At 42.7% G+C, this 26,349-nt stretch carries 21 protein-coding genes and 1 other annotated feature (1 of these 22 only partly in view); of the genes, 16 read left to right on the top strand and 5 right to left on the bottom strand.

Annotated features, from left to right (window positions below; translation table 11 throughout):
• Positions 1-180: a binding site (T-box leader), on the top strand (it extends 45 nt beyond the left edge of the window).
• Between the two features lie 59 nt (positions 181-239).
• The 7 genes from leuS to CUU66_RS13785 all read left to right on the top strand — a co-directional run bounded on the left by leuS (position 240) and on the right by CUU66_RS13785 (position 7,508).
• Positions 240-2,654, top strand: a complete 2,415-nt coding sequence (gene leuS, locus CUU66_RS13815) for a leucine--tRNA ligase (protein WP_101643170.1) — start codon at positions 240-242, stop codon at positions 2,652-2,654.
• 123 nt (positions 2,655-2,777) lie between these two features.
• Complete coding sequence (locus CUU66_RS13810) at positions 2,778-2,999, top strand: hypothetical protein (protein ID WP_101643169.1); 222 nt, start codon at positions 2,778-2,780, stop codon at positions 2,997-2,999.
• A gap of 456 nt (positions 3,000-3,455) precedes the next feature.
• Positions 3,456-4,046, top strand: coding sequence for a biotin transporter BioY (locus tag CUU66_RS13805; protein ID WP_101643167.1), 591 nt, complete (start codon positions 3,456-3,458; stop codon positions 4,044-4,046).
• A 246-nt stretch (positions 4,047-4,292) separates the two neighbouring features.
• Positions 4,293-5,816, top strand: a complete 1,524-nt coding sequence (locus tag CUU66_RS13800; protein WP_101643165.1) for an alpha/beta hydrolase — start codon at positions 4,293-4,295, stop codon at positions 5,814-5,816.
• Positions 5,817-5,953: 137 nt separating this feature from the next.
• On the top strand, positions 5,954-6,868 hold the full coding sequence (gene cysK / locus CUU66_RS13795) for a cysteine synthase A (RefSeq protein WP_101643162.1): 915 nt from the start codon (positions 5,954-5,956) through the stop codon (positions 6,866-6,868).
• A 71-nt stretch (positions 6,869-6,939) separates the two neighbouring features.
• Positions 6,940-7,248 carry a rhodanese-like domain-containing protein gene (locus CUU66_RS13790; RefSeq protein ID WP_101643159.1) on the top strand — a complete coding sequence of 103 codons (309 nt, stop codon included), beginning with the start codon at positions 6,940-6,942 and terminating at the stop codon, positions 7,246-7,248.
• A gap of 74 nt (positions 7,249-7,322) precedes the next feature.
• Positions 7,323-7,508, top strand: coding sequence for a sporulation protein Cse60 (locus CUU66_RS13785; protein WP_101643158.1), 186 nt, complete (start codon positions 7,323-7,325; stop codon positions 7,506-7,508).
• A 665-nt stretch (positions 7,509-8,173) separates the two neighbouring features.
• Here the strand turns inward: CUU66_RS13785 and CUU66_RS13780 are convergent.
• Together CUU66_RS13780 and CUU66_RS13775 are read right to left on the bottom strand one after the other, a co-directional pair.
• A complete protein-coding gene (locus tag CUU66_RS13780; RefSeq protein ID WP_101643157.1) occupies positions 8,174-9,139 on the bottom strand; it encodes a quinone oxidoreductase family protein in 966 nt (321 codons plus the stop codon).
• Positions 9,140-9,143: 4 nt separating this feature from the next.
• Positions 9,144-10,436 carry an NAD(P)/FAD-dependent oxidoreductase gene (locus CUU66_RS13775; protein ID WP_101643155.1) on the bottom strand — a complete coding sequence of 431 codons (1,293 nt, stop codon included), beginning with the start codon at positions 10,434-10,436 and terminating at the stop codon, positions 9,144-9,146.
• 163 nt (positions 10,437-10,599) lie between these two features.
• On the opposite strand from CUU66_RS13775, the gene CUU66_RS13770 reads away from it, so the two are divergent.
• The 3 genes from CUU66_RS13770 to CUU66_RS13760 all read left to right on the top strand — a co-directional run bounded on the left by CUU66_RS13770 (position 10,600) and on the right by CUU66_RS13760 (position 14,641).
• Positions 10,600-11,481 carry a DUF4349 domain-containing protein gene (locus tag CUU66_RS13770; protein WP_101643154.1) on the top strand — a complete coding sequence of 294 codons (882 nt, stop codon included), beginning with the start codon at positions 10,600-10,602 and terminating at the stop codon, positions 11,479-11,481.
• 365 nt (positions 11,482-11,846) lie between these two features.
• Positions 11,847-13,454, top strand: coding sequence for a putative polysaccharide biosynthesis protein (locus CUU66_RS13765; RefSeq protein WP_101643151.1), 1,608 nt, complete (start codon positions 11,847-11,849; stop codon positions 13,452-13,454).
• A 479-nt stretch (positions 13,455-13,933) separates the two neighbouring features.
• Entirely contained in the window at positions 13,934-14,641 is a 708-nt protein-coding gene (locus CUU66_RS13760) for a pseudouridine synthase (protein WP_101643146.1), read from the top strand.
• A 122-nt stretch (positions 14,642-14,763) separates the two neighbouring features.
• Here the strand turns inward: CUU66_RS13760 and CUU66_RS13755 are convergent, their stop codons facing one another.
• On the bottom strand, positions 14,764-14,985 hold the full coding sequence (locus tag CUU66_RS13755; protein ID WP_101643144.1) for a DeoR family transcriptional regulator: 222 nt from the start codon (positions 14,983-14,985) through the stop codon (positions 14,764-14,766).
• Between the two features lie 478 nt (positions 14,986-15,463).
• On the opposite strand from CUU66_RS13755, the gene pepV reads away from it, so the two are divergent.
• Positions 15,464-16,876, top strand: coding sequence for a dipeptidase PepV (gene pepV, locus CUU66_RS13750; protein WP_101643141.1), 1,413 nt, complete (start codon positions 15,464-15,466; stop codon positions 16,874-16,876).
• 617 nt (positions 16,877-17,493) lie between these two features.
• Here pepV and CUU66_RS13745 read toward each other — a convergent pair.
• Positions 17,494-19,794, bottom strand: a complete 2,301-nt coding sequence (locus CUU66_RS13745) for a YhgE/Pip family protein (protein ID WP_257967997.1) — start codon at positions 19,792-19,794, stop codon at positions 17,494-17,496.
• A gap of 318 nt (positions 19,795-20,112) precedes the next feature.
• On the opposite strand from CUU66_RS13745, the gene thpR reads away from it, so the two are divergent.
• From thpR to CUU66_RS13720, 5 genes are all read left to right on the top strand, one after another.
• A complete protein-coding gene (gene thpR, locus CUU66_RS13740) occupies positions 20,113-20,670 on the top strand; it encodes an RNA 2',3'-cyclic phosphodiesterase (protein ID WP_101643138.1) in 558 nt (185 codons plus the stop codon).
• Between the two features lie 27 nt (positions 20,671-20,697).
• Positions 20,698-21,684, top strand: coding sequence for an NERD domain-containing protein (locus CUU66_RS13735; protein WP_101643136.1), 987 nt, complete (start codon positions 20,698-20,700; stop codon positions 21,682-21,684).
• Complete coding sequence (locus CUU66_RS13730) at positions 21,656-22,621, top strand: diacylglycerol/lipid kinase family protein (RefSeq protein WP_101643134.1); 966 nt, start codon at positions 21,656-21,658, stop codon at positions 22,619-22,621. Before CUU66_RS13735 ends, CUU66_RS13730 begins: the two co-directional genes overlap by 29 nt.
• Before the next feature lie 11 nt (positions 22,622-22,632).
• Positions 22,633-24,807 carry a type I pullulanase gene (pulA, locus tag CUU66_RS13725; protein ID WP_101643133.1) on the top strand — a complete coding sequence of 725 codons (2,175 nt, stop codon included), beginning with the start codon at positions 22,633-22,635 and terminating at the stop codon, positions 24,805-24,807.
• A gap of 219 nt (positions 24,808-25,026) precedes the next feature.
• Positions 25,027-25,806, top strand: coding sequence for a phosphotransferase family protein (locus CUU66_RS13720; protein WP_101643132.1), 780 nt, complete (start codon positions 25,027-25,029; stop codon positions 25,804-25,806).
• On the opposite strand, the gene CUU66_RS13715 is transcribed toward CUU66_RS13720, so the two are convergent.
• Positions 25,803-26,081: a YtzH-like family protein gene (locus CUU66_RS13715; RefSeq protein WP_101643131.1), complete on the bottom strand. Its 279-nt coding sequence runs from the start codon at positions 26,079-26,081 to the stop codon at positions 25,803-25,805. The genes CUU66_RS13720 and CUU66_RS13715 overlap by 4 nt on opposite strands.
• Positions 26,082-26,349 lie beyond the last annotated feature (268 nt).

The following is a 26,349-nucleotide window of genomic DNA, read 5'->3' as shown; positions in this document are numbered from 1 at the left end:
AGAGTTGACGGGTGGTGCAAGTCAACCGAGATTGATTGTGAACTCGCCTTTGAGTTACAGGCATGACAGAAATTAGTGCCTGTCGGATAATCCGCGTTAAGGATTTCGAGCGGGTGCAAGTATGTTTTGCACTAATTTGGGTGGTACCGCGGGAGATTATACAATCCTCTCGTCCCTCTTTTTATAGAGGGGCGAGAGGATTTTTTGGTTTTTATCAGAAGTTTCTAGGAGGAAAAGCAATGAACTTTTTTCACAAAAAGATTGAAAAAAAATGGCAGAAGTATTGGGATGAAAATAAAACCTTTAAAACGGATGAGGATAAAGATAAGAGAAAATTTTATGCGCTTGATATGTTTCCTTACCCGTCAGGAGCAGGGCTGCATGTAGGCCATCCAGAAGGGTATACCGCAACAGATATTATTTCCAGGATGAAAAGAATGCAAGGCTATAAAGTATTGCATCCAATCGGCTGGGATGCGTTCGGTCTTCCGGCTGAACAGTATGCTCTTGATACAGGAAATGATCCTGCGGAATTCACTGCACAAAACATCAATACATTCCGCCGCCAGATTAAAGAGCTTGGCTTCTCTTATGACTGGGACCGCGAAGTAAATACGACAGATCCTGATTATTATAAATGGACTCAGTGGATCTTCCTGAAGTTATATGAAAAAGGACTTGCCTACGTCGATGAAGTGCCTGTTAACTGGTGCCCGGCACTGGGAACCGTTCTTGCTAATGAAGAAGTCATTGATGGAAAGAGTGAGCGGGGAGGGCATCCAGTAGAACGCCGCCCAATGAGACAATGGATGCTGCGGATTACGGCTTATGCAGACCGTCTGGCCGAAGATCTTGAAGAGCTGGACTGGCCGGAAAGCCTTAAAGATATGCAGCGCAACTGGATCGGCCGCTCAGAGGGTGCCGAGCTCGAGTTTGCCATCGAAGGCCATGAAGGAACATTCAGAGTCTTTACAACCCGTCCGGACACTCTATTCGGAGCGACTTATGCAGTGCTGGCACCTGAACATCCGTTGGTCAGCAAAATCACGTCAAATGATCAGCAGAGCGCGGTGGATGCATATCTTGAAAAAGTTAAGCATAAGAGCGACCTGGAAAGAACCGATCTTGCAAAGGAAAAAACGGGTGTATTCACAGGGGCTTACGCGATTAACCCGGTAAACAATCAAAAAATGCCTATCTGGATTGCGGATTATGTCCTTGCCACCTATGGAACTGGAGCAATCATGGCTGTGCCGGCTCATGATGAGCGAGACTTTGAATTTGCGAAACAATTCGATCTTCCGATTGTTGAGGTAGTGGAAGGCGGAAATGTAGAAAAAGAAGCCTACACAGGCAATGGCCCGCATATTAATTCTGAATTCCTGGATGGAACAGATAAAGAAGAGGGAATTAAACAGATGATCGCCTGGCTTCAGGAAAAGGGCATCGGGGAAAAGAAAGTAACATACAGGCTGCGTGACTGGCTGTTCAGCCGCCAGCGTTACTGGGGAGAGCCGATTCCAGTCATTCACTGGGAAGATGGAACAAGCAGTGCTGTCCGCGATGAAGAACTGCCGCTTGTACTTCCTAAAACGACGGAAATCAGGCCTTCCGGCACAGGGGAATCCCCTCTTGCGAACATTGAGGATTGGGTGAATGTAACCGATGAAAACGGCAGGAAGGGCCGCCGTGAAACCAATACAATGCCGCAATGGGCAGGAAGCTGCTGGTATTATCTTCGCTATATCGATCCTACGAACAAGGATGCTTTGGCTGAAGCTGAAAAGCTGAAAGAATGGCTTCCTGTCGACATCTATATCGGCGGAGCAGAACATGCCGTTCTTCACTTGCTTTACGCAAGGTTCTGGCATAAATTCCTGTACGATATCGGGGTTGTTCCAACTAAAGAACCGTTCCAAAAGCTATTTAACCAGGGAATGATTCTAGGGGAAAATAATGAAAAAATGAGTAAGTCCAAGGGGAATGTAGTAAACCCCGATGAGATCATTGAAAGCCATGGAGCAGATACTCTTCGCCTGTATGAAATGTTTATGGGACCTTTGGACGCATCCATTGCATGGTCAACAAATGGTCTTGACGGATCCCGCCGCTTCCTGGATCGGATCTGGCGCTTATTCGTAGAAGAAGACGGCTCACTGTCTGCTAAGATCACAGATGCGGAAAGCAGCCCGGCTCTTGAAAAGATATACCACCAGACTGTTAAAAAGGTAACCGAAGATTTCGAGGGAATCCGTTTTAATACAGCAATTTCTCAATTGATGGTATTCATTAATGAGGCATACAAGGCGGAAGTCATTCCACAAGCTTATGTAGAAGGCTTCGTAAAAATGCTTTCTCCTATCTGCCCGCACATCAGTGAAGAGCTTTGGGAAAAACTTGGCCACACAGAGACCATCACGTATGCAGCATGGCCGGCTTACGACGAAGCCAAGCTGGTTTCCGACGAGGTGGAAATTGTCATCCAGGTGAATGGCAAGGTTAAACATAAGCTGATGGTGCCTGCAGGTGCAAGCAGAGAGAAGCTTGAAGAAATAGCAATGGGAGACAACGAAATCCAGGAGCAGATAAGCGGAAAAACTGTACGTAAGGTTATTGCCGTACCAGGAAAGCTTGTAAATATCGTTGCGAATTAAATTCTTCACAAAGACAGCATTGGGTATTCCTGATGCTGTTTTTATATGGAAAAAAGGAATATGGAGTAGATCTGTTTTTGAAGGGAAAAACTAGTGATGATTACAAGTTAGGAGGGGCAAAAAGTGAAGAACCATAGATATTTGCTGAAGGATGACTTTCAAGCCGAAGACCTTGCCGAAGATTTGAAGGTCCAGCTTGAAGTGAACCGTTTTGACAACTATACCATTACACCCGTTGCCTCGCGCAATGAGCTTATCGTTCAAGTGCCGGATGCTGCAGGTGATCTTGAAGATACAGTCGATCAATTCATGGTCGATTATCATAAGGGGAAAATGCTGGAATAGTAAAGTGAGGCTCTCCGTTTGGAGAGTTTTTTTGCTGGGTGAGAAAAGTTTGGTCAGCACTCCAATCGATTTTCGATGCCTTTAAAGGGGCGATTGAAATGACAGAATACCATGATGATTGTGAGCTTGTTAATGACAGCAGATTCTAAAGCGCCCTGCCTTAGGCAATCATACAAAACACATACATTAGTGTTTTACGCTTCTTGGCCCCTCATTAGAAAATGTACCTTTCATACATTTTCTAATACCGCTCTTAAGGTCGCTTCGTATTTGTAAAGTACCGGCTGCCCTGATTTGAAGAATATCTCTTCTAATAAAAATCGAGCTATACTATGAAATGGTTTACCAAAAGTTATTTGAAAAAGTGATATGTTAACTGCTTAATAAAATAAGTTGACAAAAATATCAGTCCCCTTTATGTTTAAATTATCAAACAATAAATGAGGGAAGAAACTAATGAAACTGAGACCTATTGATTTGACTTTAGCGGGAATGTTTATTACTTTAATGGCAATTGGGGCAAATATAACTTCCATCGCTCCATTTATGATGGTCGGGAGTGTTCCGATTACACTGCAGACGTTTTTTGCGATATTAGCAGGGGTCATACTTGGAAGCCGTCTTGGAGCAATTGCTATGACGGGATATGCATTGGCCGGCCTTGTTGGAATCCCTGTCTTTGCTAAATTTGGAGCCGGATTCTCAACGATTCTCAGCCCTACATTTGGATTTATTATCTCTTATATCCTGACAGCTTACATTGCCGGCAGAATCGTTGAAAGATTTAAGAGTGTTAGCGCGTATGTTACAGCCTCTCTGATCGGAATGGCTGTGAATTACCTGTTCGGTACAAACTGGATGTACATGGCTTTTAAATTATGGGCTGCTGCTCCTCCGGTTTTCAGCTACAAAGTGGCGTGGCTATGGATGCTGGCTCCTCTGCCGAAGGATATATTATTAGCAGTGTGTGCAGGGTTAATGGGTCACCGTCTCGAAAGAAGTGTATTATCTAAAGGACAATTTAAATGCCTAAAGCGCGCTTCCTAAGCGTCGTTATCAAAGACAGTTTTGGCCGGCATGCCAAGGCTGTCTTTTATTATTAATCGGAGAGTACAGATATGCGGAATTTTCCTGAAATACGGAAGAATTATGATCGATAATTCCGATAAAATGGAACTGAGTAAAGGAAGAAAGACTTGTATACTAAGTTTTCACGAGTAAATTCAGATTGGCACATAACTTGCTTGATTAAATTTGTAAGCGATTACAATATTGAATGGAGGAATGACATGTATGAAACACAAGTTATTAGCCCTTATTTCGGCTTCCATTTTAACCTTTCCTTTCACCTCATCAGGAGCTGGGGCTGAAACATCAGAAACACCGCTCATCCCTGGCGCCGAAAATGTTACTGTTACAGCGTTTGATGGAACGAACGGAAATTGGCTGACGACTAAAAACCCTAATCAACTTACCGAAGCCACTAGATTCGGGAACTCAGGATTAGCTCCAATCAACTGGGGAGATTCTGCTACTAAAACTGGCTGGCATTATATGAATAATCCTGCGGAAGTAAAAGGAACACAGATTAACGGTCAATTTGAAGACGCAAAATTTGTTATCCGTGTACCAGCCAATTGGAATGGAAAGCTCATTGTGGCCGGAATCCCGGCTACCCGAAATGAAACCTCGACAGATTTACTTTTCAGCGATTTTGTCCTAGCGAAAGGATATGCTTTTGCCGCAACGGATAAAGGTACTCAAGGGGAGATGCTCGATAATGATCCGTTATCGAAGTCTAAAAATGCCCTGGCATCTGAAGACGACAGTATGGAAGAATGGAATGTCCGGTTCAGGGAAATCACTGTAGCGGCACAAGCCTACCTGCAAAAAAATTATACTTCACAATTGATTGATCCCAAAGATAAGGAAAATGCCGCAAGCAAGCTTGTATCAAAGAAACATCGTATTCCCACATATGCCATAGGTATCTCTAATGGAGGCTATGTTGTGAGATATGCTTTAGAACATGATCAGAAAAAGAAAGGCAAGCAGCTATATGACGGAGGCGTCGACTGGGAAGGTGTTCTTTGGAGAGCGAATGATCTTAATTTAATTACATCGTTGACTCCGGTTGTAAACAATGCCTTTGCAGCTATTTACGGAGCGGGAGAAGAAAAGGTAAATGCTGTGAATGAATTATATAAAGCCGGGCTTCCAAAGGGGTCTGAAAACCTGTGGGCATACCATGACCTTGTGTATTGGTTTATATCTCTGAATATTTACCGTGATGAATTTGATCCTAAAGCGCCAAATCGGATTGAATGGCAGAAATATTTAAACTTCCTTCCTAATGGAGCACGTGACCGCACCTATGACGGTATATTTAAAAGCTATGATTATACCACACGTCCTCTTAGTGTAAAGGAGAACGTTAAAAAGGTAGAAAATACGGGAGATATTAACGTCCCGCTCATTAGTATAGCGGGCAGTCTGGATTCACTTATTTTCCCATCAGTACATGCGTATCCTTACCAAGAGCTGGTAAAAAGTCAGGGGAAATCTGCTTTACACCGGCTGTATACAATAACAAACGGAAACCATGTAGATAGTCTCGTCTGGGGATCTCCTGATAATAAAAAAGAATTGCAGCCGTTGCTTCCATATGTATTCCAATCATTTAATATGCTGGTCGATTGGGTAGAAAATTCCCGTAAAGCACCGAAGAGCAAAGTCATCCCGGTACCGGCAACTCCAGGAAAGGTAATAGACATAAAGACTGGCAGAGAAACAGATCCTTTACGTACAAATCAATAATAACTTTAACCGGGGCCTTATGGGCTTCGGTATTTTTTGTGAACTCATATATAAGCTCAGGTGTTGGTAATACTATAATTGTTTTTGTTAAGATAAAGGTATCAGGTTTACTTTTACACAAGAGGAGTTTTGTTCAAATGAAAGTCGTCAACAATGTACTTGAGCTGATCGGTGATACACCAGTGGTACGGTTAAATAGATTAGTCCCAGAGGGGGCAGCGGATGTGTTTGTAAAGCTGGAGATGTTTAACCCTTCTGGCAGTGTTAAAGACCGTGCAGCTTCCAATATGATCAAGAAGGCAGAGGAAGAAGGGCATCTGAAGCCGGGGAGCACCATAATTGAGCCTACCAGCGGCAATACAGGTATCGGGCTTGCTATGGCCGCAGCAGCAAAGGGATATCGTTCTATACTGGTTATGCCGGATAATATGACAAAAGAACGAATCAACATCCTGAGAGCTTATGGAGCAGAAGTGGTGCTCACTCCAAGCGAGAAAAAAATGCCAGGGTCGATTGCGAAAGCTTTAGAAATTCAACAGAGCATACCCGGAAGCTTTATTCCCCAGCAATTTGAGAATAAAGCAAATCCAGACATCCACCGGGAAACAACCGCTATTGAGATTTATGAGCAGATGGACGGAAACCTGAATGCTTTCATAGCTACGGCTGGAACAGGAGGCACCGTTACTGGCACAGGAGAAAAACTGAAAGAGCTGCTTCCGGATTTGTATATAGCTGTCGTTGAACCGAAGGGTTCTCCTGTTCTTTCCGGAGGTAGTCCTGGACCGCATAAATTGGTGGGTACTAGCCCAGGATTCGTGCCGGATATATTGAATACCGATATTTATGATGAGATTATCCAGATTGCCGATGAAGAAGCAGTGGAAACTTTCAAAAAGCTGGCTAGGGAAGAAGGTCTTTTCCTTGGTTTATCTGCAGGGGCCGCCGTATTTGCAGCTATTGAAGTGGCAAAACGCCTAGGCAAAGGAAAAAAAGTATTGTGCATTGCCCCTGACAGCGGGGAACGCTACATGAGCATGGATTTAATTTAAGATAGTCTTTAGATTGTAGGGTTACTAGTAAGGTACGATCAAGGCAGTTATATAAGGGAGGAAGATGTCGAATGGAAGAACTAAAGACGATTACAACTGATGAGCTTCAGGAGAAAGTTGAAAAGGGAGAAGAGCTTCTTTTAGTGGATGTCCGTGAAGATGAAGAAGTTGCTACAGGGATGATTCCAGGTGCTATCCATATAAAAATGGGAGATATCCCGGAAAAGCTGGATCAGCTGGATAAAGATAAAGAATACATCTTTATCTGCCGCTCTGGAGGAAGAAGCGGAAACGTCTGCCACTATCTGCAGGATCAAGGCTATAAAGTCCGAAATATGACAGGCGGCATGCTTAATTGGAAAGGTGAAAAAGTATTCTGACAAACAATTCCGAATTGAATAAAAAAAATCTCTTTTGTTCATACTGTTACTAAAAGTCATAGGAGAGACCGGCCGTGATTCAAGTAAAGCTATTTGACTATGAACACGAAAAAGATTTAGAAAATGGAATGAATTCGTTCCTTAAAGTAATTAAGGAAGACCAGCTTGTTGATATCAAATACAATGTTGCAGCCATTAGCGAAGAAGAAGAGGACCAAATTTACTGCTTTAGCGCAATGGTTATTTACCGTAAGAAATAAGGTACCTTGTGAAATCAGGGTGCCTTTATTTCTTATAGATATATATCATTTTAAAATGGAGGCATTTCACCCTTAGGTTGAAGTCTCACTCTTATTTTAGAATCCCACTCTTAACCGTAACCGTAACCGAAATTCCACTCTTAAAATTTTCCACTCTAAAATGTGGATTCCACTCTTAAAATGTGGATTCCACTCTTAAAATGTGGATTCCACTCTTAACATTGAAATCTCACTCATAAAATGTGGATTCCACTCTTAACATTGAAATCTCACTCATAAAATGTGGATTCCACTCTTAAAATTGAAATCTCACTCATAAAATGTGGCTCCCACTCTTAATAATGAAATCTCACTCTTAAAATGTGGCTTCCACTCTTAACATTGAAATCTAACTCATAAAATGTGGCTTCCACTCTTAGACATTGAAATCCCACTCTTAAAATGTCGATTCCACTCTTAGACATTGAAATCCCACTCTTAAAATGCGGATTCCACTCTTAACATTGAAATCACTTATACTGCCTGCTCACATCCATTTTAAATGCCGACATAACAATGGTTTGCACTCATAAATGTAGAAGTGCTCAAAAGAACGCTTGTCACTCACCAATTATGCTAAAAAAACAGAAAAAGCCCCCATCCAAATGGATAGAGGCCGATCCTTCTTATGGAATTAATAGTATTTTCCCGGTGCTTTTCCGGCTTTCGATATAAGCATGTGCTTCTGCACCATCCTTCAGTTTGAAAACAGCAGGGGGGGCGATTTGGATTGCTCCATTTCTAATCCATTGGAATAACCCGGCAGACCTGCTTATTCTTTCTTCACTGGAGGTCAGAAAGTTCCAGAGGTCCCCGCCAGTCAGTGTTTTTGAGGTATCCATCAGCATCCTTGGATCGACAGGGGCTGGATCGCCCCCTGCCATTCCGAAGAATACGACTGTACCACCTATCCGCGCAGCTGCAAAGCTGTCTGCTAAAGTGGAACCCACAGATTCGTAAACAACATCGACACCTTTTCCTTCCGTTACAGAAAGGACTTCCTCTTTCCAGTTCTCATTATATAAAAATACGTGTTCGGCGCCGGCTTCAATTGCAGTTTGGCGCTTTTGCCCGGAGGATGTAAGGCCTATTGCCTTTGCTCCCATGTGTTTGGAAATTCCAGTCAACAACTGGCCCACACCCCCAGCTGCGGCATGGATCAGAACTGTATCACCAGATTTTAATTTATAGCTATCGTGAGTTAAATACTGTGCGGTCAGTCCCTGAAGCAGGAGGGAAGCTGCAGTCTCAAATGAAATATCATCAGGCAGTGGGATAGCGTGTGAAGCGGGCACAGAAACTTTTTCCGCATTTGCATAAGGGACATCAGCAAATGCCACCCTGTCACCCTGTTTAAACTGGCTTACGGCTTCCCCTGTTTTCACTACCACTCCCGCACCTTCGTAACCCAAAATATATGGAGGTTCCCCTGCCAGATGGTAATTTCCTTTCCTGCGGTATACGTCAGCGAAATTAAGACCGATTGCCTTCATTTCCACCAGGATCTCACTGCTGCTAATCACCGGCTCCGGAATGTCCGTATAGGTCAGAACCTCGGGACCGCCGAATTGAGAAAATACAAGTGCTTTCATTATTTTATTCAGCCTTCTTTCCGTTCATTTTTATCTGCCTGCTATAGAGGGCGGCATTTAATCCTGCTAACCGTCCTGTCACTAGGGCAGAGGTTATATTATAGCCGCCGGTATAGCCGTGAATATCTAAAATCTCGCCGCAGAAATACAGCCCGTCCATAAATTTAGAAGCCATTTCTTTTGGATGGATTTCCTTCACTGACACTCCGCCTCCGGTTACGAAAGCTTTCTCAATGGATAAAGTGCCGTTCACTTGAAAGTTAAACTCTTTGCAGACATGGGCAAAGGCGCGGAGCTTTTCATGGGACACAGTTGAGCCGGGAGCCTGCAGGTCAATTCCGGCTCTCTCAAGCAGGAAATGCAGATATCTTTCAGGCAGCAAACCCTTGAATGTATTTTTCACTGCCTTCTTAGGTTCTTCTTTAAGTAATTGGAGGAGAGACTGGAAGATCTCTTCCTTATTTTGTTCTGGTAAAGCGTCTAATTTCATAGTAACTGTATTGAGATTCCACTTCTTCATTGCTTTGACTACAAATTGGCTGCAACGGAGCACGGCTGGACCGGAAATCCCAAAATGCGTAAAGATCATATCCATTTTGTGGGTAATAATCGGTTTTCCTTTTGGATTTAGCACACTTAGCTCAATATCCTGCAGCGATAATCCCTGCAGTGTTTTATCCTTAATGAAAGGTTCACCCGAGGTTACAGGAACTTCAGTTGGGAACAAATCCGTAATGGTATGGCCGGCTTTTTTTGCCCAGGCATAACCATCCCCGGTGGAACCCGTATGGGGAACAGACTTGCCGCCTACTGCAAGGACGGCTGCTTTCGCGGAAATTTTCTGTCCCTCTTTTAACACGACACCTATCACTTTTCCTTCTTCGTACAATACATCTTTAACAGGAGAGTTCGTATATATGGTCACTTTTAACTCTTTTAATTTTGTTATAAGGGCGTCTACCACATTTTGAGCCTTATCTGTCACTGGAAACATCCGGCCGTGGTCTTCCTCTTTCAAGGTAATTCCAAGGTTTTCAAAAAACTTGATAATATCTTCATTGCTGAATTCGGAAAAAGCACTATATAAGAAACGTCCATTTCCGGGAATATGCTTTACGATTTCATCTACTGGAAGGCGGTTCGTTACATTGCATCTTCCGCCGCCGGAAATTGCCAGTTTCCTGCCAAGCTTCTGCCCTTTATCAATCAAGAGGACCTTTGCGCCCTTTTCGCCTGCAGCTATGGCAGACATTAAACCCGAGGGGCCGCCCCCTACTACTATTACATCAAATTCCATCTATATCACCCTGACTTTTTTTACTCGGTAAGCTTGATTATATATTTCAGTTTAATCAAAGAGTGACTTAATTATAAAGCATATCCTGTTGATTAAAAACTTTTGAGAATATAAGCAACATTTTACATAGAGCTTACGTCTATACCAAAAAGGGGGATTTCTTATGAAAAGAGTGAATCATCTGCTCACCTGGTTTGCGGTCTTTTTTTTAGCTTTTGCCCTGGCTGCCTGCTCCCATTCAAAAGAAGAATCAAATTCGGGTGACTCAAGCATGAAATCGTCCAAAAGCGATTCAGCTATGGATAAAAGCAAGGAAAATATCAGTACCGTGGAAGACGGAGGCAAACCCGCAGAAACACAGCGGAAAATGATTTATCAGGCACAGGTCGACCTGGAGGTAAAAGACTTCAAAGACAGCCAGACATTGATCGAAAAGGAAATTCAAAACGTAAAGGGACAGATGATTAACCAGGAGGTATTTAACACGGAAGGAAACAACCAGGAAGGTACCTTCACACTCAGGGTCCCTCAGCCGTCATTTCAGGAATTTCTCCGAAGGCTCCAATCTCTGAAGGGAGTTCAAGTGACAAGCCAGAATATCCAGGGAAATGATGTTACGGAGGAATATGTCGATCTCTCTTCAAGATTAAAAGCAAAGCAGGCAGTGGAGGCGCGTTTGTATGCATTTATGAAAGAAGCGAAAAAGACGGAGGAGCTGCTCCAAATATCACGGGATTTGGGGACGGTACAAGAAGAAATAGAGAACATAAAAGGGCGCATGCAATTCCTCGATAAAAATAGCCAAATGAGTACAGTGACTCTTCATATAAGAGAAGATAAAGTGATTATACCGGATATAGATTCGAAAGAACTCAATACCTGGGAACGGAGCAAGCAAAGCTTTGTCCATACGCTGCAAGGATTAATCTCGGTGATTTCCGGCCTGTTAGTATTTTTGATAGGGGGATCTCCTGTCCTGGTCCCGGTAGTTCTGATAGCTGCAGGAGTTTGGTATTGGTATAAGAAAAAAAGAAGGAATGAATAATTTAAAGGGCCGATAGTGCAATGCAAAGCCTTGTATAGAAGCAGGACATACACGTTTAAAACTTAGCAAAAATCGGCGATGACCCGCTTAGACCTACACCTCAGTGAGTTAAACCAGTAAGGTTAAAGTCACCCTTTGCCATAATGCTTTAATCCACTAAAACTCCTTTTGTCGAGGATTATCCAGAAGTTCCTAGTTGGTTTTACTGCTGGAATATTTTCTCTGATTGTAAACCTTGGATACTGGGAGTACACTTACTAGAGTAATTTATTTTAAATAATAGACAGTTCTTAATAAAGCTTGTTAAAGGTTTTGTGATATGATTAAGAGCGTGTTTAATTTGTACCTGCATAGGAAGGGATTTTATGTCATCTAAGCTTGTAAGAGGGACTTTTGTCCTTACTATAGGCATGGTCTTATCAAAAGTACTGGGCCTGCTTTATGTTGTTCCGTTTGACGCAATCGTTGGGGAAAAGGGATTTCAATTATACCAATATGCATATGTGCCTTATACCATTTTTATAAGTATTGCCACAGCAGGGGTGCCCCTGGCTGTTTCTAAGTTTATAGCAAAATATAACGCTCTCGGGGAATATGAAGTAGGAAGGAAGCTGTTTAGATCCGGCCTTAAAGTCATGATGGCTACGGGGATACTTGCCTTTATCCTGCTGTATCTGCTTGCTCCGGTCTTTGCAAAAGTAAGTGATTCCCCTGATTTTACAGTTGGAGATGTAACCACAGTTATCCGTGCTGTGAGCTTCGCCCTTATTCTCATTCCCTTTATGAGTCTGATCAGAGGATTTTTCCAGGGGCATGAATCGATGGGACCGACAGCTGTTTCCCAGGTCGTGGAACAGCTGGTTCGGATTGTCGTGCTGCTTGGGGGAGCATTTTTTGTCCTCAAAGTCATGGACGGAAGCCTGGTAACCGCGATCAGTATTGCCACTTTCGCTGCCTTTATCGGCGCCATTGGAAGTCTGGCCGTTTTGATCTGGTATTGGATTAAGAGAAAGCCCTCCCTTGATAAATTGTTAGAAGAGGATAAGGGTACACTCAATATCTCATTGAAAGACACCTATAAAGAAATCATTATATATGCGGTTCCTTTTGTGTTTGTAGGGATTGCCATGCCTTTATTTCAATGGATCGATTCCCTGACTTTCACAAGAGCGATGACAGATATCGGGATGCGTGAAGAATCGGGACACGCCATAGGGATCCTGAATGTTTCGGCTCAAAAGCTCGTTATTATACCAATGACACTGGCTACCGGTTTCTCACTGAGCCTTGTGCCGAATATAACGAAGGCATTTGTTGAAAATAAATATAATGCGTTTACTAACCATTTAAATCAGGCGATTCAGATTCTCCTGTTCCTGACTTTCCCTGCAGTAGTCGGTATGTCCTTGCTTGCTAAGCCTGTGTATTCCGCCTTTTACGGTTATGACAAGTTAGGAATAGAGGTTCTTCAGACTTACGCACCTGCTGCTATCCTGTTTGCTTTATTTTCAATCAGCGCGGCTGTCCTGCAGGGAATAAACCAGCAGAGATTTACCATCTTAAGCCTAATGATTGGGATATTGCTGAAGCTGAGCTTAAACATTCCGCTTATCCATCTGTTTGAAACAAAAGGATCAATATATGCAACAAGCATCGGCTATTTGGCAGCTAGCTTAATAAATCTATATGTAATTTATTATTTTACAGGATACCGCTACTCACTTGTCATAAGAAGGACGGTTCTTATGGCCGTTCTGACATTATTCATGGCTGTATCCGTCATCCTTGTACATAGCGTACTGGATGTATTCATGAATACCGAATCAAGAATTCAGTCTTTGATTGTAATAGCGTTATGTGCAGGAATAGGGGCAGTCGTGTACTTCCTGCTTTCCTTAAAAACGAAACTGGCACAAAAATTACTTGGGGCAAGAATTGACAGACTGAAGCAAAAGTTAGGATTAAGAGGGTAATCAATGAAAGGTCATCTAATGGATGGCCTTTTATCTGCCTTAAGCCGATCATCTAGGAATAACAAACCTGCCTGAAAGATAAGCATACCTGTATGTTACCAGCATAACTCACTGAGGATAAGCATATCTCCACTAAGATAAGCATAGGCCAGAAGCACTTAAGCATAAATCACTTAGACGTAAGCATATTACTTCAAAACCTAAGCATAAATCTCAGGAAACATAAGCATAAACTTCAGGAAACATAAGAATAAACTTCAAACCAATCGATAAAACCTGTTTTTTCTTGCAAGAAACCATATAGACTGAGAGACAATTCGATGCTTTTAAAACAGTTGATGATGTAAATGGTATTCTTTCTGCGTATAGCTAAAAATGGCCGGACTTTTTAATTGCCCTGGGAAGCAGAACGGCCTCAAACATCGAAATAATAAAAAAAGCTTTTATTCAAAAACTCCACCGTGAAAGGAATGTACGATATGAGGATAGATAAACTGCTTTCGAATATGGGCTATGGCAGCCGGACAGAAGTAAAGAAGCTTCTAAAAAGCGGATCTGTAAAAGTGAATGAGGAATCTGTGAAAGATCCAAAACAGCATGTGAATCCCAGCGATGATGTGATAACCGTCTATGGCGACCGGGTGGAATATCGAGAGTTTATTTACTTAATGATGAACAAACCGCCGGGACTGCTATCGGCAACCGAGGATGCCGCGCAGGGCACGGTGATCGATTTGCTGGAACCGGAGGATGCTGTTTTTGAGCCATTCCCAGTAGGACGGCTGGATAAAGATACAGAGGGGTTTTTGCTGCTAACGAATGATGGCCAGCTTGCACACCAGCTTTTATCCCCAAAGAAACACGTGCCTAAAACGTATTTTGCTGTGATTGAAGGAGAGGTCACTGAAGAGGATATTGAAGCCTTCCGTGCGGGTGTCCTCCTTGAGGATGGCTATCAGACGAAGCCGGGAGACCTGGTTATTTTGAAGTCAGGGTTAATGAGTGATGTGGAGGTTACCATTACTGAAGGCAAATACCATCAGGTGAAAAGAATGTTTGGTGCAGTAGGCAAGAGAGTCGTTTACTTAAAGCGAATCTCCATGGGGCCGCTGCCGCTGGACGAGGAGCTGGAGCTGGGTCAGTACAGGGAGCTTACGGAGGAAGAACTGGAACAGCTTAGAGGGTAAGTAACAGGAAAAGGGACCTTTCTAACAAGTAGGTCTCTTTTTTCATGTCTTAAACCATAAACAAAAGCAGTGTGGGCACACTGCTTTTGCTGCAAGTTAATATGGAGTTAATAAGTAGGGGGTTATGAGGTTAGTTTAACTTTCTTGGCTGTTGTAGTCCATAGGCCTCTGCTGGGACTTTGTATCAATTCATTATAAGCTAGTACATTCAAATCTCTTTGAATAGTCCTGGGAGTGATGCCGAACTCTTCTACAAGGTCTTGTGTCGTGACTGTACCATTCTTCCTTATGAATACATACATGGATTTGATACGTGTTAACATTCGATTTGTTGAAGCTTTCAATTTTAACCACTCCTTATTATTATTCCAAAAGGCTGACCTTTACATGAATCATAAATAATATGGTTCTTTTTTACATGACTTATACAGAGACCTGATACCCCTCTCTTTCCCAGCTGTTCATTTGTACTACAATTTTATTGTAACGAAATAAAACAATAGTTTCTATATGGAAAAGAGAAATTAACAAAATATTAACTTTATAATCTTTATCACTAAATTATACGTATTAAACCTTGTAAAATATTCTAGTAAAATGATTTCTTGGAAAAATTTTTATCGCTGTACCGGGATTAGGTGCTGCGGTAATAAAGGATTCCTTTAGGAATGAACTAACAGGCCGCGGGACAAGGTTAGGGTAGGAATAAAATGGTATACTCTACATATAGCCTGCCAGCTGTTATTTACATACGACAAACAGACTGAACATCCAGGAAACAGGATCGCTTGTAACAGGAATAATTTCAAATGAGGTGGTACGATGAAACGAATAGAATGGCGGCAAGAAGTCGATGAAAGGAAAGAACAATTAATTGCCGACACACAGAGGCTCTTAGCCATAAGGAGTGTTCTTGAAGAAGACGAAGAGGGAACCCCTGAGGCACCCTTCGGAAAGGGAATCCAAGAGGCCCTTGAATTCATGCTGGACCTGGGCGAAAAAGACGGATTCACTGTTAAGAATATCGATAATTACGCTGCACATATTGAAATGGGTGAGGGCGAAGAAATTGTAGGGATTCTCTGCCATCTTGATGTGGTGCCGGAAGGAGACGGCTGGACATCAGACCCTTATGCTGCGGAAATCCGCGACGGCAAAATGTATGCACGAGGAGCCATAGATGATAAAGGCCCGACCATGACAGCTTATTATGCAATGAAGATGATCAAAGAGCTTGATCTGCCATTAAAGAAGCGGGTAAGAATGATTCTGGGGACAGATGAAGAAACACAATGGAGATGTGTGGAGCGTTATTTTGAAAAGGAAGAAATGCCTGTGCTGGGGTTTGCCCCGGATGCTGACTTTCCTATCATCTATGCGGAAAAAGGAATCTGGGACCTTCACCTAACTCAGGAGCTGCAGAAGCCGGAGGAGGATTCAGCTTTAGATGTACTGGAGTTCTCTTCAGGAAGACGCCTGAATATGGTTCCGGATTATGCGGTGGCTAAAGTACAGGTACAGGATATAAAAGGATTTAAAGAACAATTTAGTACGTTTCTTCAGAAGCACGAACTAAAAGGAAAGGCAGAAGAAGGGGCAGACAGCCTTGTATTAGAAATTGAAGGGCTATCTGCACATGGAGCTGAGCCGGAAAACGGAGTGAATGCCGGATTATTTCTCTCTGCTTTCTTGGGAGGAAAAGACCTTCCTAAACAGGCGAAGGATTATTTTATGTTCATTCACGATCACTTTTTTGGTGATTCCCGCGGCCGTAAGCTTGGACTGGATTTTTCAGACGAAATTACGGGTGATTTGACAATTAATGTTGGTACCATGAAATATACAAAAGAAAAGGGCGGGAAAATAGGCCTAAATCTCCGATATCCTGTGACTTATGAGTATGAAAAAGGAAAGAACCTTCTAGAAGCTGCGGGAAAAGGACACGGTTTTCAATCAAAAACCATTAGTCACAACGCTGCACATCATGTGGAGGAAAGCAGCTTCCTTATTCAAACTCTAAAGAAAGTATATGAAGAGGAGACCGGGGAAGAAGCAAAGCTTTTGGCAATTGGGGGAGGTACTTATGCCAGGTCATTAACACAAGGCGTAGCCTTTGGCCCTCTTTTCCCTGGGAAAGAAGAACGAGCGCATCAGTTTGATGAATACATTGAAATTGACGACATGCTTAAGGCGGCAGTTATCTACGCGAAAGCCATCTATGAATTGGCGAAGTAAGGATAGTAAAATGGTAACTAAAGGATGTTTCCGCATACTTTGCTGTTATTGAACAAGGGGGTTGATTGGAACGTGAGGTTGCTCGCTTTCCGCGGGGCGGGCGCTGAGCCTCCTCGGCTTCGCCTGTGGTCTCACCTGTCCCGCTACTCCCGCACAGAAAAGCGGAAAGCGGTGCCTGCCCAACATATAAATATTAAACGCTCAGTGATAATCCCAATTGATATAAAATTCTAAACAATTTGGCAGGCAGAGACCCGATAAAGAAGACTTGCTGATTGGCGAACGACAGTGAAGACAGAAGCCTAGTCGCACTTACCACGCTCGAACGCCACGTCCTGTGGCCACGCCTGGCTCGCACATCCTGTGCTTCGTGCGTTAGCCAAGCATAAGACGAGCCGGCTGTGGGGAGTGCTTTTCTCCCCATAGACGGAATGGCTTATGACTCGAGGGTCTAAAGCCTTGTAGCTGGATTAAGGAGTCTCGCACCTTACGTTCCAATCAACCTGTTTAACAATAGGGTAAAGTTCCACAGAACTTATAAAAAAACAATCTTCAAGAAAAGAGCCCAAATAAAAAAGGATGACCCCGAGCTTCTCGCTCAGTCATCCTTTTTTACTTTATGCGTGCTGCTCTTTCAAGCTATTCCCCTTGTTAAAACTGATTGTGAAGTAAATCAGTGTACAAGAAATGGCTCCTAAAAAGAATACACCAAGAATAGCTGTGTTATGCCACATGAAACTAAAATCCCCTGTTGAGATAATCGACCTGAAGGCCGCAACCGTATATGTCATGGGCAGGAATGCTGCAGCGCTTTGCAGAATGTCCGGTACAAGTTCAATTGGATATGTTCCTGCACTGCTGACAAGCTGTGCAACTAGAATTAAAATGGCTATGAAACGTCCCGGATTATCAAGTGCTGTGACCAGGAACTGGACAATAGCAAGGAAAGTCCAGCTCGTAAATATACTCAATACAATAAACAATGGAATGCTCTTCACTTCAAGACCAAGCAGGCCAAGAAGGACAGAGTCAGCAAGCAGAGCCTGCACCATACCAATCACTAGTATTACGCCAAGTTTTCCGGCAAACCATCCAAGACCGCTTTTCGGCATAACAGCCGGCTTGCGGAGAGGGAAAATAATAGATACGACCAATGAACCAACAAATAAACTCAGTGGAAGGAAATAAGGTGCAAAGCCTGTTCCGTAGTTTGGTACGCGGTTCAGATGGGTTTCCTTTACTTGTACCGGCTTCGCGAACATTTCATACACCTGGTCATTAGCCTTTAGATCACCGGTGTCATCCGCTCCATCCTGGAGTTTATTCTGCAGCTTTTCGGAACCAGAAGATAGTTTTTTCATCCCATTCACTAAATCTCCGGTACCTCCATTTAACTGATCGATCCCGTTTAATAAGGTCATTGAACCGCCGGAAAGTTTCGTCATACCGTTAACAAGGCTTTCTGAGCCGCCTGATAAATCACCAAGTCCTGATGATAATTGATTTGAACCGGCTGCTAATGTGTTTGTCGCTTCTCCAAGCTGTTTAGAGCCTGTCGCAAGCTCATTCAATCCTGAAGAAAGATCGCGGCTGCCTTTTTCAAGCTTTACCCCTCCTGCGTGAGCTTCATCCAATTTCTCACCAAAGGAAGTCAAGCCCTGGACGACACCGTTCTGCCCGGCAGCAGCGTGGCTTGCAGCGTCAGAAAGGGCAGCTGCACCATTATTGATCGCTTCTGCTCCATCTCCCAGACCGCCTAATCCCTCGTCTACTTTTTTGCTGCCCTGGCTCAGCTCCTGTACCTTTACTTTTAATTGGTCGAGCTTTGCCTTTTCTGCTGGGCTTGTGCTTTGCTGTGCCATCGTGTCTATTTGGGCAGCAAGCTGGCTGAGTCCGCTTGATACTTGTGCCGAACCAGCCCTTGTCTGTTCGGCACCTTTTTTCAGGATCGCCGTCTTTGAAGCTAGTTCCTGCGCTCCTGATCCAATAGCATTCGTACCTGACTCCACTTTTTTGGCTCCATCTAAAAGCTTATCCTGGCCTGTTTTCATCTGACCATAGCCTCCATTTAATCTTTGGAGGCCATTTTCAAGATCATCAGTCCCAGCAGCCGCTTTTTGAAGCCCTTCTGTGAATACAATGGACTTTTCAGCAACTGTTTTCAAATTAGCCGCTACGGATTCAGTGCCTGACTTCACGCTTTTTATTCCGCTATTTAGCTGTGTGGAGCCTTTAAGCGCGGTGCTGATGCCATTTTTTAAATCATCTGCACCTTTTTTTGCCGAGCTCATTCCTTGATCAATCTGGCCAGCCCCATTTTCTGCAGATTCAATTCCATTATGAAGGTCACCAGCACCATCGCTTGCATCCTGAAGCCCCTTTGAGACATCCTTAATGTTTGCAAACATGGATTCTGTATAGGTTTTAGTTACAGCAGCCGCTACTTCCTCCTTAATTTGTTCTATTGCTGAATCCCCGATTTTTGAAGTCAAATAATTCGCACCTTCATTAGGCGTGTATAAAAGCTCCAGATTCTTTGGCTCATCACTTTGGAGACTGGCTGCGTTTTTGGAAAATTCCGCTGGTATCTCAATCTCCATATAATAATCCTGATTCTGCAGACCTCTTTTTGCCTGCTTCGCGTCAACAAAATGCCAATCAAACTTTTTCTCCTTCTTTAATTTATCAACAAGATCTGCCCCAATTGTGAGGTCTTTGCCGTTATAGGTATCTCCCGTGTCATTATTTACAACAGCAACAGGAAGCTTATCTACATGTCCATAAGGATCCCAGAAGGCCCACAGGTAAGCCCCGGAATAGATTAAGGGAATAAACATAATTCCGATGATTGCCACAAGAAGCTTTCTGGTTTTAAAGATATTTAAAAATTCACCTTTCAATGATGTTAGAACCTTCACAGAAATTCTCCTTTCGTTATTTATGAGTTGTATGAGTGACTATATAGTTCATTTAGTCATTATTGGATTAAAAAAAGAAGGATGACTCAGAGAGAACACCTTCAGAAAACTAAATGACCAAATGATTAATTTGGTCAGTCGGTTATACCATTAATATAACACACCAGATTTTACTTCACAAGGCTTCTTATCGTAATAGTTTTTATATCTAATTAGAAAAAATAAGCAGAAAATGGGGTACATTACTTTAGAAGAAACATTCCCGGAATTTCTCTGTGAGTTACATTGCCAAAATTAAGAAAAGATAGGAAGATATATATGACGCATTCAAACTATTTTTATGCCTTAAAATTGCCTAAGGAAGCGAAAGATCACCTGCAGGAAAAAATGTCGGAGCTAAAGGATAAGATGTCTTTTAAAAAATGGGTGCATCCAGAGGATTTTCATATAACATTAGCCTTTCTCGGGAAAATTGAAGAAGAAAAATTGGAGAACTCCATACAAAAAATGAGGCGGATATCCACTGAGCATCCACGCTTTTCCTTGAGGCTGACCGAAATGGGTATTTTCGGACCTCCTTCCTCTCCAAGGATATTATGGGCAGGAATCGATCACAGCAAAAAATTGTACAGCCTTCAGAGAGATGTATACCGGGCATGCGAGGAGTCGGGGTTTCGATTGGACAAAAAGCCGTTTAAGCCGCATATTACTACAGCCAGGAGATATACAGGAGAAAATAGCTTCAACGCTGCATCATTAAGGCTGCCTGGAGATTATACATTTACGGCAGATCAATTCACGTTGTATAAAACAAATATGGGGATGAGTCCGAGTTACGAGACTATAGAGGACTTTACTTTTCATACAATGGAATAAAAGAAAGAAAGGAGGCAGGGTATTACAATGGGCCAGCTTATAAAGCTTCAGGATTATATTTCAAGATATGAGCAGGATATTTACAGATATCCTGCTCAATTCGTCAGATTAAAAAAACAGCAGTGGACTAAAGTGAAGGCGGCCTTCCTAGCCGGAGAGCTGGAAACATTAGCTGAATCGGCAGTAAAGGAAGAAGAATATATAGCACTTGAAAAGGATACTGTCTTCACCAAAATGAAAAAAATATTTAAACGGCAGGAAACGTTCACAGAAACTTTAGAATCAACAGAGGTGAGCACCAATGAGGAACCTCTTGATCTATCGTTTGCTCTGTCATCCAAGCCCGAAACAGTAGAAGAATTAAAGCGTTCCTTTCTCAATCAGGTTTTCCGGTTTCAGCTGAAATGGGTCAGCTCCACGATTCGGGAAAAATCGTATATCGACCAAGTGTATTTTTTCGATGAAAAGCTTAAGTTTTTTCTACAGAGGTTTCCTGATAACTTTCTTATATTATATAAACCTATTTTTCTTGTAAAAAATGCACCGATCGAATTGGAGATTATTATACTCTCACCGACTGAAACATGGTGCATTACTATTTTAGAAGGCGAAGAAAATGCTGCCTTCATTGGATCAAAGGAGCGTTTTTGGGTAAAACGGCATCATGTATACGGGGACAAAAAAGTGTTAAATCCGCTCTTGTCTGTAAATCGGACGGCTGCAGTAGTTACGAAAATTTATTCTTCACTCGGAATCGAATTGCCAGTGAAAAAGGCAATCATCTCCAGAAATGGGTATATTGATTACCCTTCTGCACCTCACGATACGATGTTTGTGGATAAAAAAATACATCAGTCTTGGCTGGAACGAATGAGAAGCACATCCTCGCCGCTTAAACATAATCAGCTAAAGGCTGCGCAGGCTTTATTAGATTACTGCCAGACCACATATAGTCATAGATTGGAATGGGATAAGGAGATTGAAGATGGAAGTAAAGGAGAGAATAGAGAATAAAGGCAGGCAGCTTCCAATATACTTCATCATCAACCCTAAAGCACAAAATGGGGGAAGCCTGAAGTTATGGAGAAACTTAGAAAGAGTTCTATATAGACAAAATCTTCCTTTTCAAGCCCGCTTTACAGAGTGTCCGGGTCATGCTGCGGAAATCACTCGGCACATTCTCTCCTCCGAGAGCCATACTATAGTTATTGTTTCTATTGGGGGAGACGGGACACTGCACGAGATCATCAACGGGGCAGCGGATTTTCCGCATGCAATTATCACAAATATTTCTGCCGGGTCTGCGAACGATTTCTCAAGGGGATTTAACAGTCCTAAGAACATCAGCGAACTTGTCAGTGTTCTTCTTGACGAAAAACGGGAACCCTCATTGATTGACCTTGGGGAAAGCTCCATCGGCGAAAAAAAAGTGTTATTTGTAAATTCTTTAGGAATGGGCCTTGACGCAGAAGTTTCCAATATGGTTAATCGGTCGATTTGGAAGAAGTATTTTAATACTGTGAAACTGGGAAAACTGATTTATATCCTTTTTTTCTTACGAATGCTGTTTTCGTACAGGCGGCCGGATATCCTTGTAAACATAGATGGTGTAACCAGCAGCTATTCTAAGGTATGGTTCGTGGTAGCTGCCAACCAGCCTTTCTTTGGAGGGGGGATAAAAATTGCCCCAAAAGCGGTTCCTGATGATGGGTTATTAAATATGATAATAGTACATAACATTTCGCCTCTTAAGCTGCTTTTGGTTTTTATAACCGTATATTGGGGCGGGCATTTAGGAATAAAAAATGTAGAAAGCCTTTCATTTAGCGAAGCCACTATATCTTCCAGCCAGGAAACGGCGATACAGACAGATGGAGAAGCAGCAGGGAATTCTCATGCCAAGATAACAGTCCTTAAAGGAAAACTAAACATCCTGCCCCGAAAATTATAAGGAGGGAAGCAATGGAGGATTTGAGCCGGCCATTTCTAGCTTATTTGGACACATTAGACATCATTACGATCCTTTTGCCCTACACATGCAACAATGGAGAGGCTGACTCCTTTTTTATCAAAAGTAAAGATCTGCTGTCTGAACTTACAATCAAAGAGAGTATCCCGCTGCCGGAATATAAAAAATATATATGTGAAACAACAGAGGCGATCCGCTTTGAACAATCCTACGTCATTAAAGATGGGAATGGAATTCAAACAGATTTACAGATAGGCGCGGTCATAAGGACTAAAGAGTTTGACGATTTATTTTATTACAGCGGCGACTTGGGCATATCTTACAGCAGGGAAAAAACATTATTTAAGTTATGGGCACCAACAGCCTCAGAAGTAAAAGTCAAATTATCTCTGCCTGCCGGTGGATTATTGGCGGTCCATACTTGTTCAAGGGGAGAAAATGGCGTCTGGTCCGCAGAAGTAGAAGGCAACTTGGAAGGCCTTCATTATATATACCAATTATGTGTGAATAAGAATTGGACGGAAGCGGCAGATCCTTATGCGGAGTCTGTTTCTCTTAATGGAAAAAGCGGTGTGATCATCGATTTGGCTAAAACGAAAATGGACTACCCGATTCTCCCTGAATTTTCGTCTCCGACAGATGCCATAATTTATGAAGCGCATATTCGTGATTTTTCCATTCATCCTGAAAGCGGAATCACATTGAAAGGGAAGTACGGTGGATTTGTGGAAGAGGGAACGAAATCCTCTGACGGCAGCTCTACGGGGCTTGACTACCTTCAGGCTTTGGGAATCACCCATGTGGAACTGCAGCCGGTCAATGACTTTGAGGGCGTTAATGAGACAGACCCCCTTAAAGAATATAATTGGGGCTATAACCCGCTTCACTTTAATGCGCCTGAAGGCAGCTACTCTGTCCATCCGGAAAATCCATATTCCCGGATCCTGGAGCTTAAGAATTTAATAGCCTCTCTTCAACGGAGAAACATCCGGGTAATCTTGGATGTCGTTTATAATCATGTCTATGAACGGGAAAGCTCTCAGTTTGAGAAAATTGTTCCCGGCTACTATTTTAGACATGATCAATTTGGAATACCCTCGAATGGTACAGGTGTAGGAAATGATTTTGCCTCGGAAAGACGGATGGCAAGAAAATATATACTGGATTCCGTGAAGTATTGGTTAAGTGAATACCATGTAAACGGATTCCGATTTGACCTTATGGGGATTTTAGATATAGATACGATGAATGAGGTGAGGAAAACTGCGGATGCCGCCGACAGGAGCTGCATCATTTTGGGTGAAGGATGGGACTTGAATACTCCGCTGCCCCAAGAACAGAAAGCGATCCTTAAGAACGCCCATAAATTGCCGAGGATAGCCCATTTTAATGATTGGTTCAGAGACACGATTAAAGGAAGCACCTTCAATTTATTTGATCGGGGGTTTATTCTTGGCAGCACACAAAAAATGGATGCTGTAAAACAGGTGATAACGGGAAGCATCAGTTTGCAGCCGCAAGTCCCTGGTTTATTTCAGCAGCCCTACCAAACCATAAATTATATTGAATCCCATGACAACCATACTCTTTGGGATAAGCTGTCGCTATGCAGCCCGGATGATACGGAAGAAGTCCGGAAAAGCAGGCATCGGCTTGGCACGTCCATTGTTCTTTTATCACAGGGCATCCCGTTCCTGCACAGCGGCCAGGAATTCTATCGGACCAAACAAAATATAGAAAACAGCTATAATTCTCCAGATCAAATCAATTGGCTTGACTGGGGACGCAAAAGTTTATATAACTCAAATGTAGAATATGTACAGGGTCTCATTAAAATAAGAAAAGAGCATGCAGCTTTCCGATTCAATGAGGCCGAATTAATTAAAAGACACCTAAAGCTGGTTTACCATGATGAGCATACAGCGGCCTATCTTTTAAAAGGAGTGGCGCAATATGGTCCGTGGGTAAACATAGCCATTATTTTTTATAACGGCAGCTCAGAAAAAGAAATCGTGCTCGATACAGGAATATCAGGCGGCTGGAAGCAGCTGTGTGACGGGTCCAAGGCCGGACTTGAGTGCATTAGGTCCACTGAACACTCAAGTTTCAAAGTGGCCGGACTAAGTGCAAACGTGTGGGTTCAAGAAGAAAATCCTTCCTCCTCTTGACGGGAAAACCTGTTATCAACTAAAATTTATAAGATGGCTATTCTGTCGCTTTCAGAACCCAAAGCGACTAGCTGTCTTTTTTGTATTACATATCCTGTTTTTTCAGGGTTTACTTTAGAATAATTGCCAATGGGTTATATAGAATTTAAAATCATGTAAGATTAAACACCGGGGTGCGTGAACATCCCTGTTAATCCGCAAACATTGAAGGTGAACCATTTGGATTATTTATTAGGCCGGGATTGGGAGATATCCCCAGCTGGGGGAGCTACAGGAGAAGCCTTCATAGCAAAGAATAATGACCAGAAACTCTTTTTGAAGAGAAATTCTTCCCCATTCCTAGCCGTCCTTTCAGCAGAAGGTATTGTTCCTAAGCTGGTTTGGACAAAGAGGCTTGAAAATGGGGATGTCATTATTGCCCAGGAATGGCTGAACAGCAGAGAACTTAAATCGGATGAAATGAATCAAGAGAATGTGGCTCAACTATTATGGAAAATTCACCAATCCCGCCCGCTTTTAAATATGCTGAAACGAATGGGTAAAACGCCTTTGAAACCTGAGGCTCTATTAGAACAGCTTCTAGCCGGGCTTGATAACAGCCTGGCCTCTAAGCCCGTAATACAGCAGTCTCTTGCATTTTTAGAAAAAGAGCTGGAACATATAAAATGCGAGGAATGGGTTGTCTGCCATTCCGATGTGAATCATAATAACTGGCTGCTTTCCCAATCCAATGAACTATATCTTATAGATTGGGACGGAGCCATGATTGCAGATCCAGCCATTGATCTAGGAGTCCTGCTGTACTCATATATCCCGAAACAAGAATGGGCCGACTGGCTCCATTTATACGGAATAGAGCTTACGAAAGAACTACAGCTTAGAATGAAATGGTATGTGATATGCCAGACCATCATCTCGATTCAGTGGCACATGGATAAAAACCGGGTGGAAGAGAGCAACTATGGGCTGGAATCGCTGAAAGTCATCATTAAGAATTAAGATAACTGCCCAATATCCTCTACCCATTGTGCCAGCTGGTTCTGATGCGACAGAATATGGCTGTCTAAATCGGATGAATTCCTGCCGCCCTGGCTGTAGCGGTAAACTTCTTCCAATACGGTCTTTACGCCGGCATCAATTTGGGTGTTAACCATAAGAGATTTAATGAGTCTTTCCAGCTGTTCGCATTCTGCTACAGATCCGCAGCAGTCGGTTTGATGATTATTTAATATATCTGTTAACAGGGAAACCTGATGTTCGTACGAAAGCGGCATAAAAGCACAACCCTTCTTATTAAAAAAGTAGGTAATCATAAAGAAAAAATTCCTTCATAGATTTCCTTAAGTTCACGGCTTTTATACCCTGCTAATTTTTGGTCGGCTGTAATAACTTTGCAGCCTTTTTTCTGTTTATTTATTGATTTTGCAGCAAATTAAAAAGAAAAGCCGACAGCGGTGCCTGCCTCCAATAAACTGATTGTAAGCGTCAATGATGAAGTACACAATCGTAAAGAAAAAAGTGAAAAGGCAGGCAGAGACCCGA

Origin of the sequence: Peribacillus deserti (genome assembly GCF_002863585.1) — a bacterium.
GTDB lineage: Bacteria > Bacillota > Bacilli > Bacillales > DSM-1321 > Paraperibacillus > Paraperibacillus deserti_A.
Note: the sequence above shows the minus strand (reverse complement) of the source record. Positions and strands in the feature narration are given on the sequence as shown.

Bases quoted from the DNA above. Each gene is read 5' to 3' on its own strand.
- leuS (WP_101643170.1), top strand. From the start codon at position 240: ATGAACTTTTTTCACAAAAAGATTGAAAAAAAATGGCAGAAGTATTGG.
- CUU66_RS13805 (WP_101643167.1), top strand. From the start codon at position 3,456: ATGAAACTGAGACCTATTGATTTGACTTTAGCGGGAATGTTTATTACT.
- CUU66_RS13800 (WP_101643165.1), top strand. From the start codon at position 4,293: ATGAAACACAAGTTATTAGCCCTTATTTCGGCTTCCATTTTAACCTTT.
- cysK (WP_101643162.1), top strand. From the start codon at position 5,954: ATGAAAGTCGTCAACAATGTACTTGAGCTGATCGGTGATACACCAGTG.
- CUU66_RS13790 (WP_101643159.1), top strand. From the start codon at position 6,940: ATGGAAGAACTAAAGACGATTACAACTGATGAGCTTCAGGAGAAAGTT.
- CUU66_RS13780 (WP_101643157.1), bottom strand. From the start codon at position 9,139: ATGAAAGCACTTGTATTTTCTCAATTCGGCGGTCCCGAGGTTCTGACC.
- CUU66_RS13775 (WP_101643155.1), bottom strand. From the start codon at position 10,436: ATGGAATTTGATGTAATAGTAGTAGGGGGCGGCCCCTCGGGTTTAATG.
- CUU66_RS13770 (WP_101643154.1), top strand. From the start codon at position 10,600: ATGAAAAGAGTGAATCATCTGCTCACCTGGTTTGCGGTCTTTTTTTTA.
- CUU66_RS13765 (WP_101643151.1), top strand. From the start codon at position 11,847: ATGTCATCTAAGCTTGTAAGAGGGACTTTTGTCCTTACTATAGGCATG.
- CUU66_RS13760 (WP_101643146.1), top strand. From the start codon at position 13,934: ATGAGGATAGATAAACTGCTTTCGAATATGGGCTATGGCAGCCGGACA.
- pepV (WP_101643141.1), top strand. From the start codon at position 15,464: ATGAAACGAATAGAATGGCGGCAAGAAGTCGATGAAAGGAAAGAACAA.
- thpR (WP_101643138.1), top strand. From the start codon at position 20,113: ATGACGCATTCAAACTATTTTTATGCCTTAAAATTGCCTAAGGAAGCG.
- CUU66_RS13735 (WP_101643136.1), top strand. From the start codon at position 20,698: ATGGGCCAGCTTATAAAGCTTCAGGATTATATTTCAAGATATGAGCAG.
- CUU66_RS13730 (WP_101643134.1), top strand. From the start codon at position 21,656: ATGGAAGTAAAGGAGAGAATAGAGAATAAAGGCAGGCAGCTTCCAATA.
- pulA (WP_101643133.1), top strand. From the start codon at position 22,633: ATGGAGGATTTGAGCCGGCCATTTCTAGCTTATTTGGACACATTAGAC.
- CUU66_RS13715 (WP_101643131.1), bottom strand. From the start codon at position 26,081: ATGCCGCTTTCGTACGAACATCAGGTTTCCCTGTTAACAGATATATTA.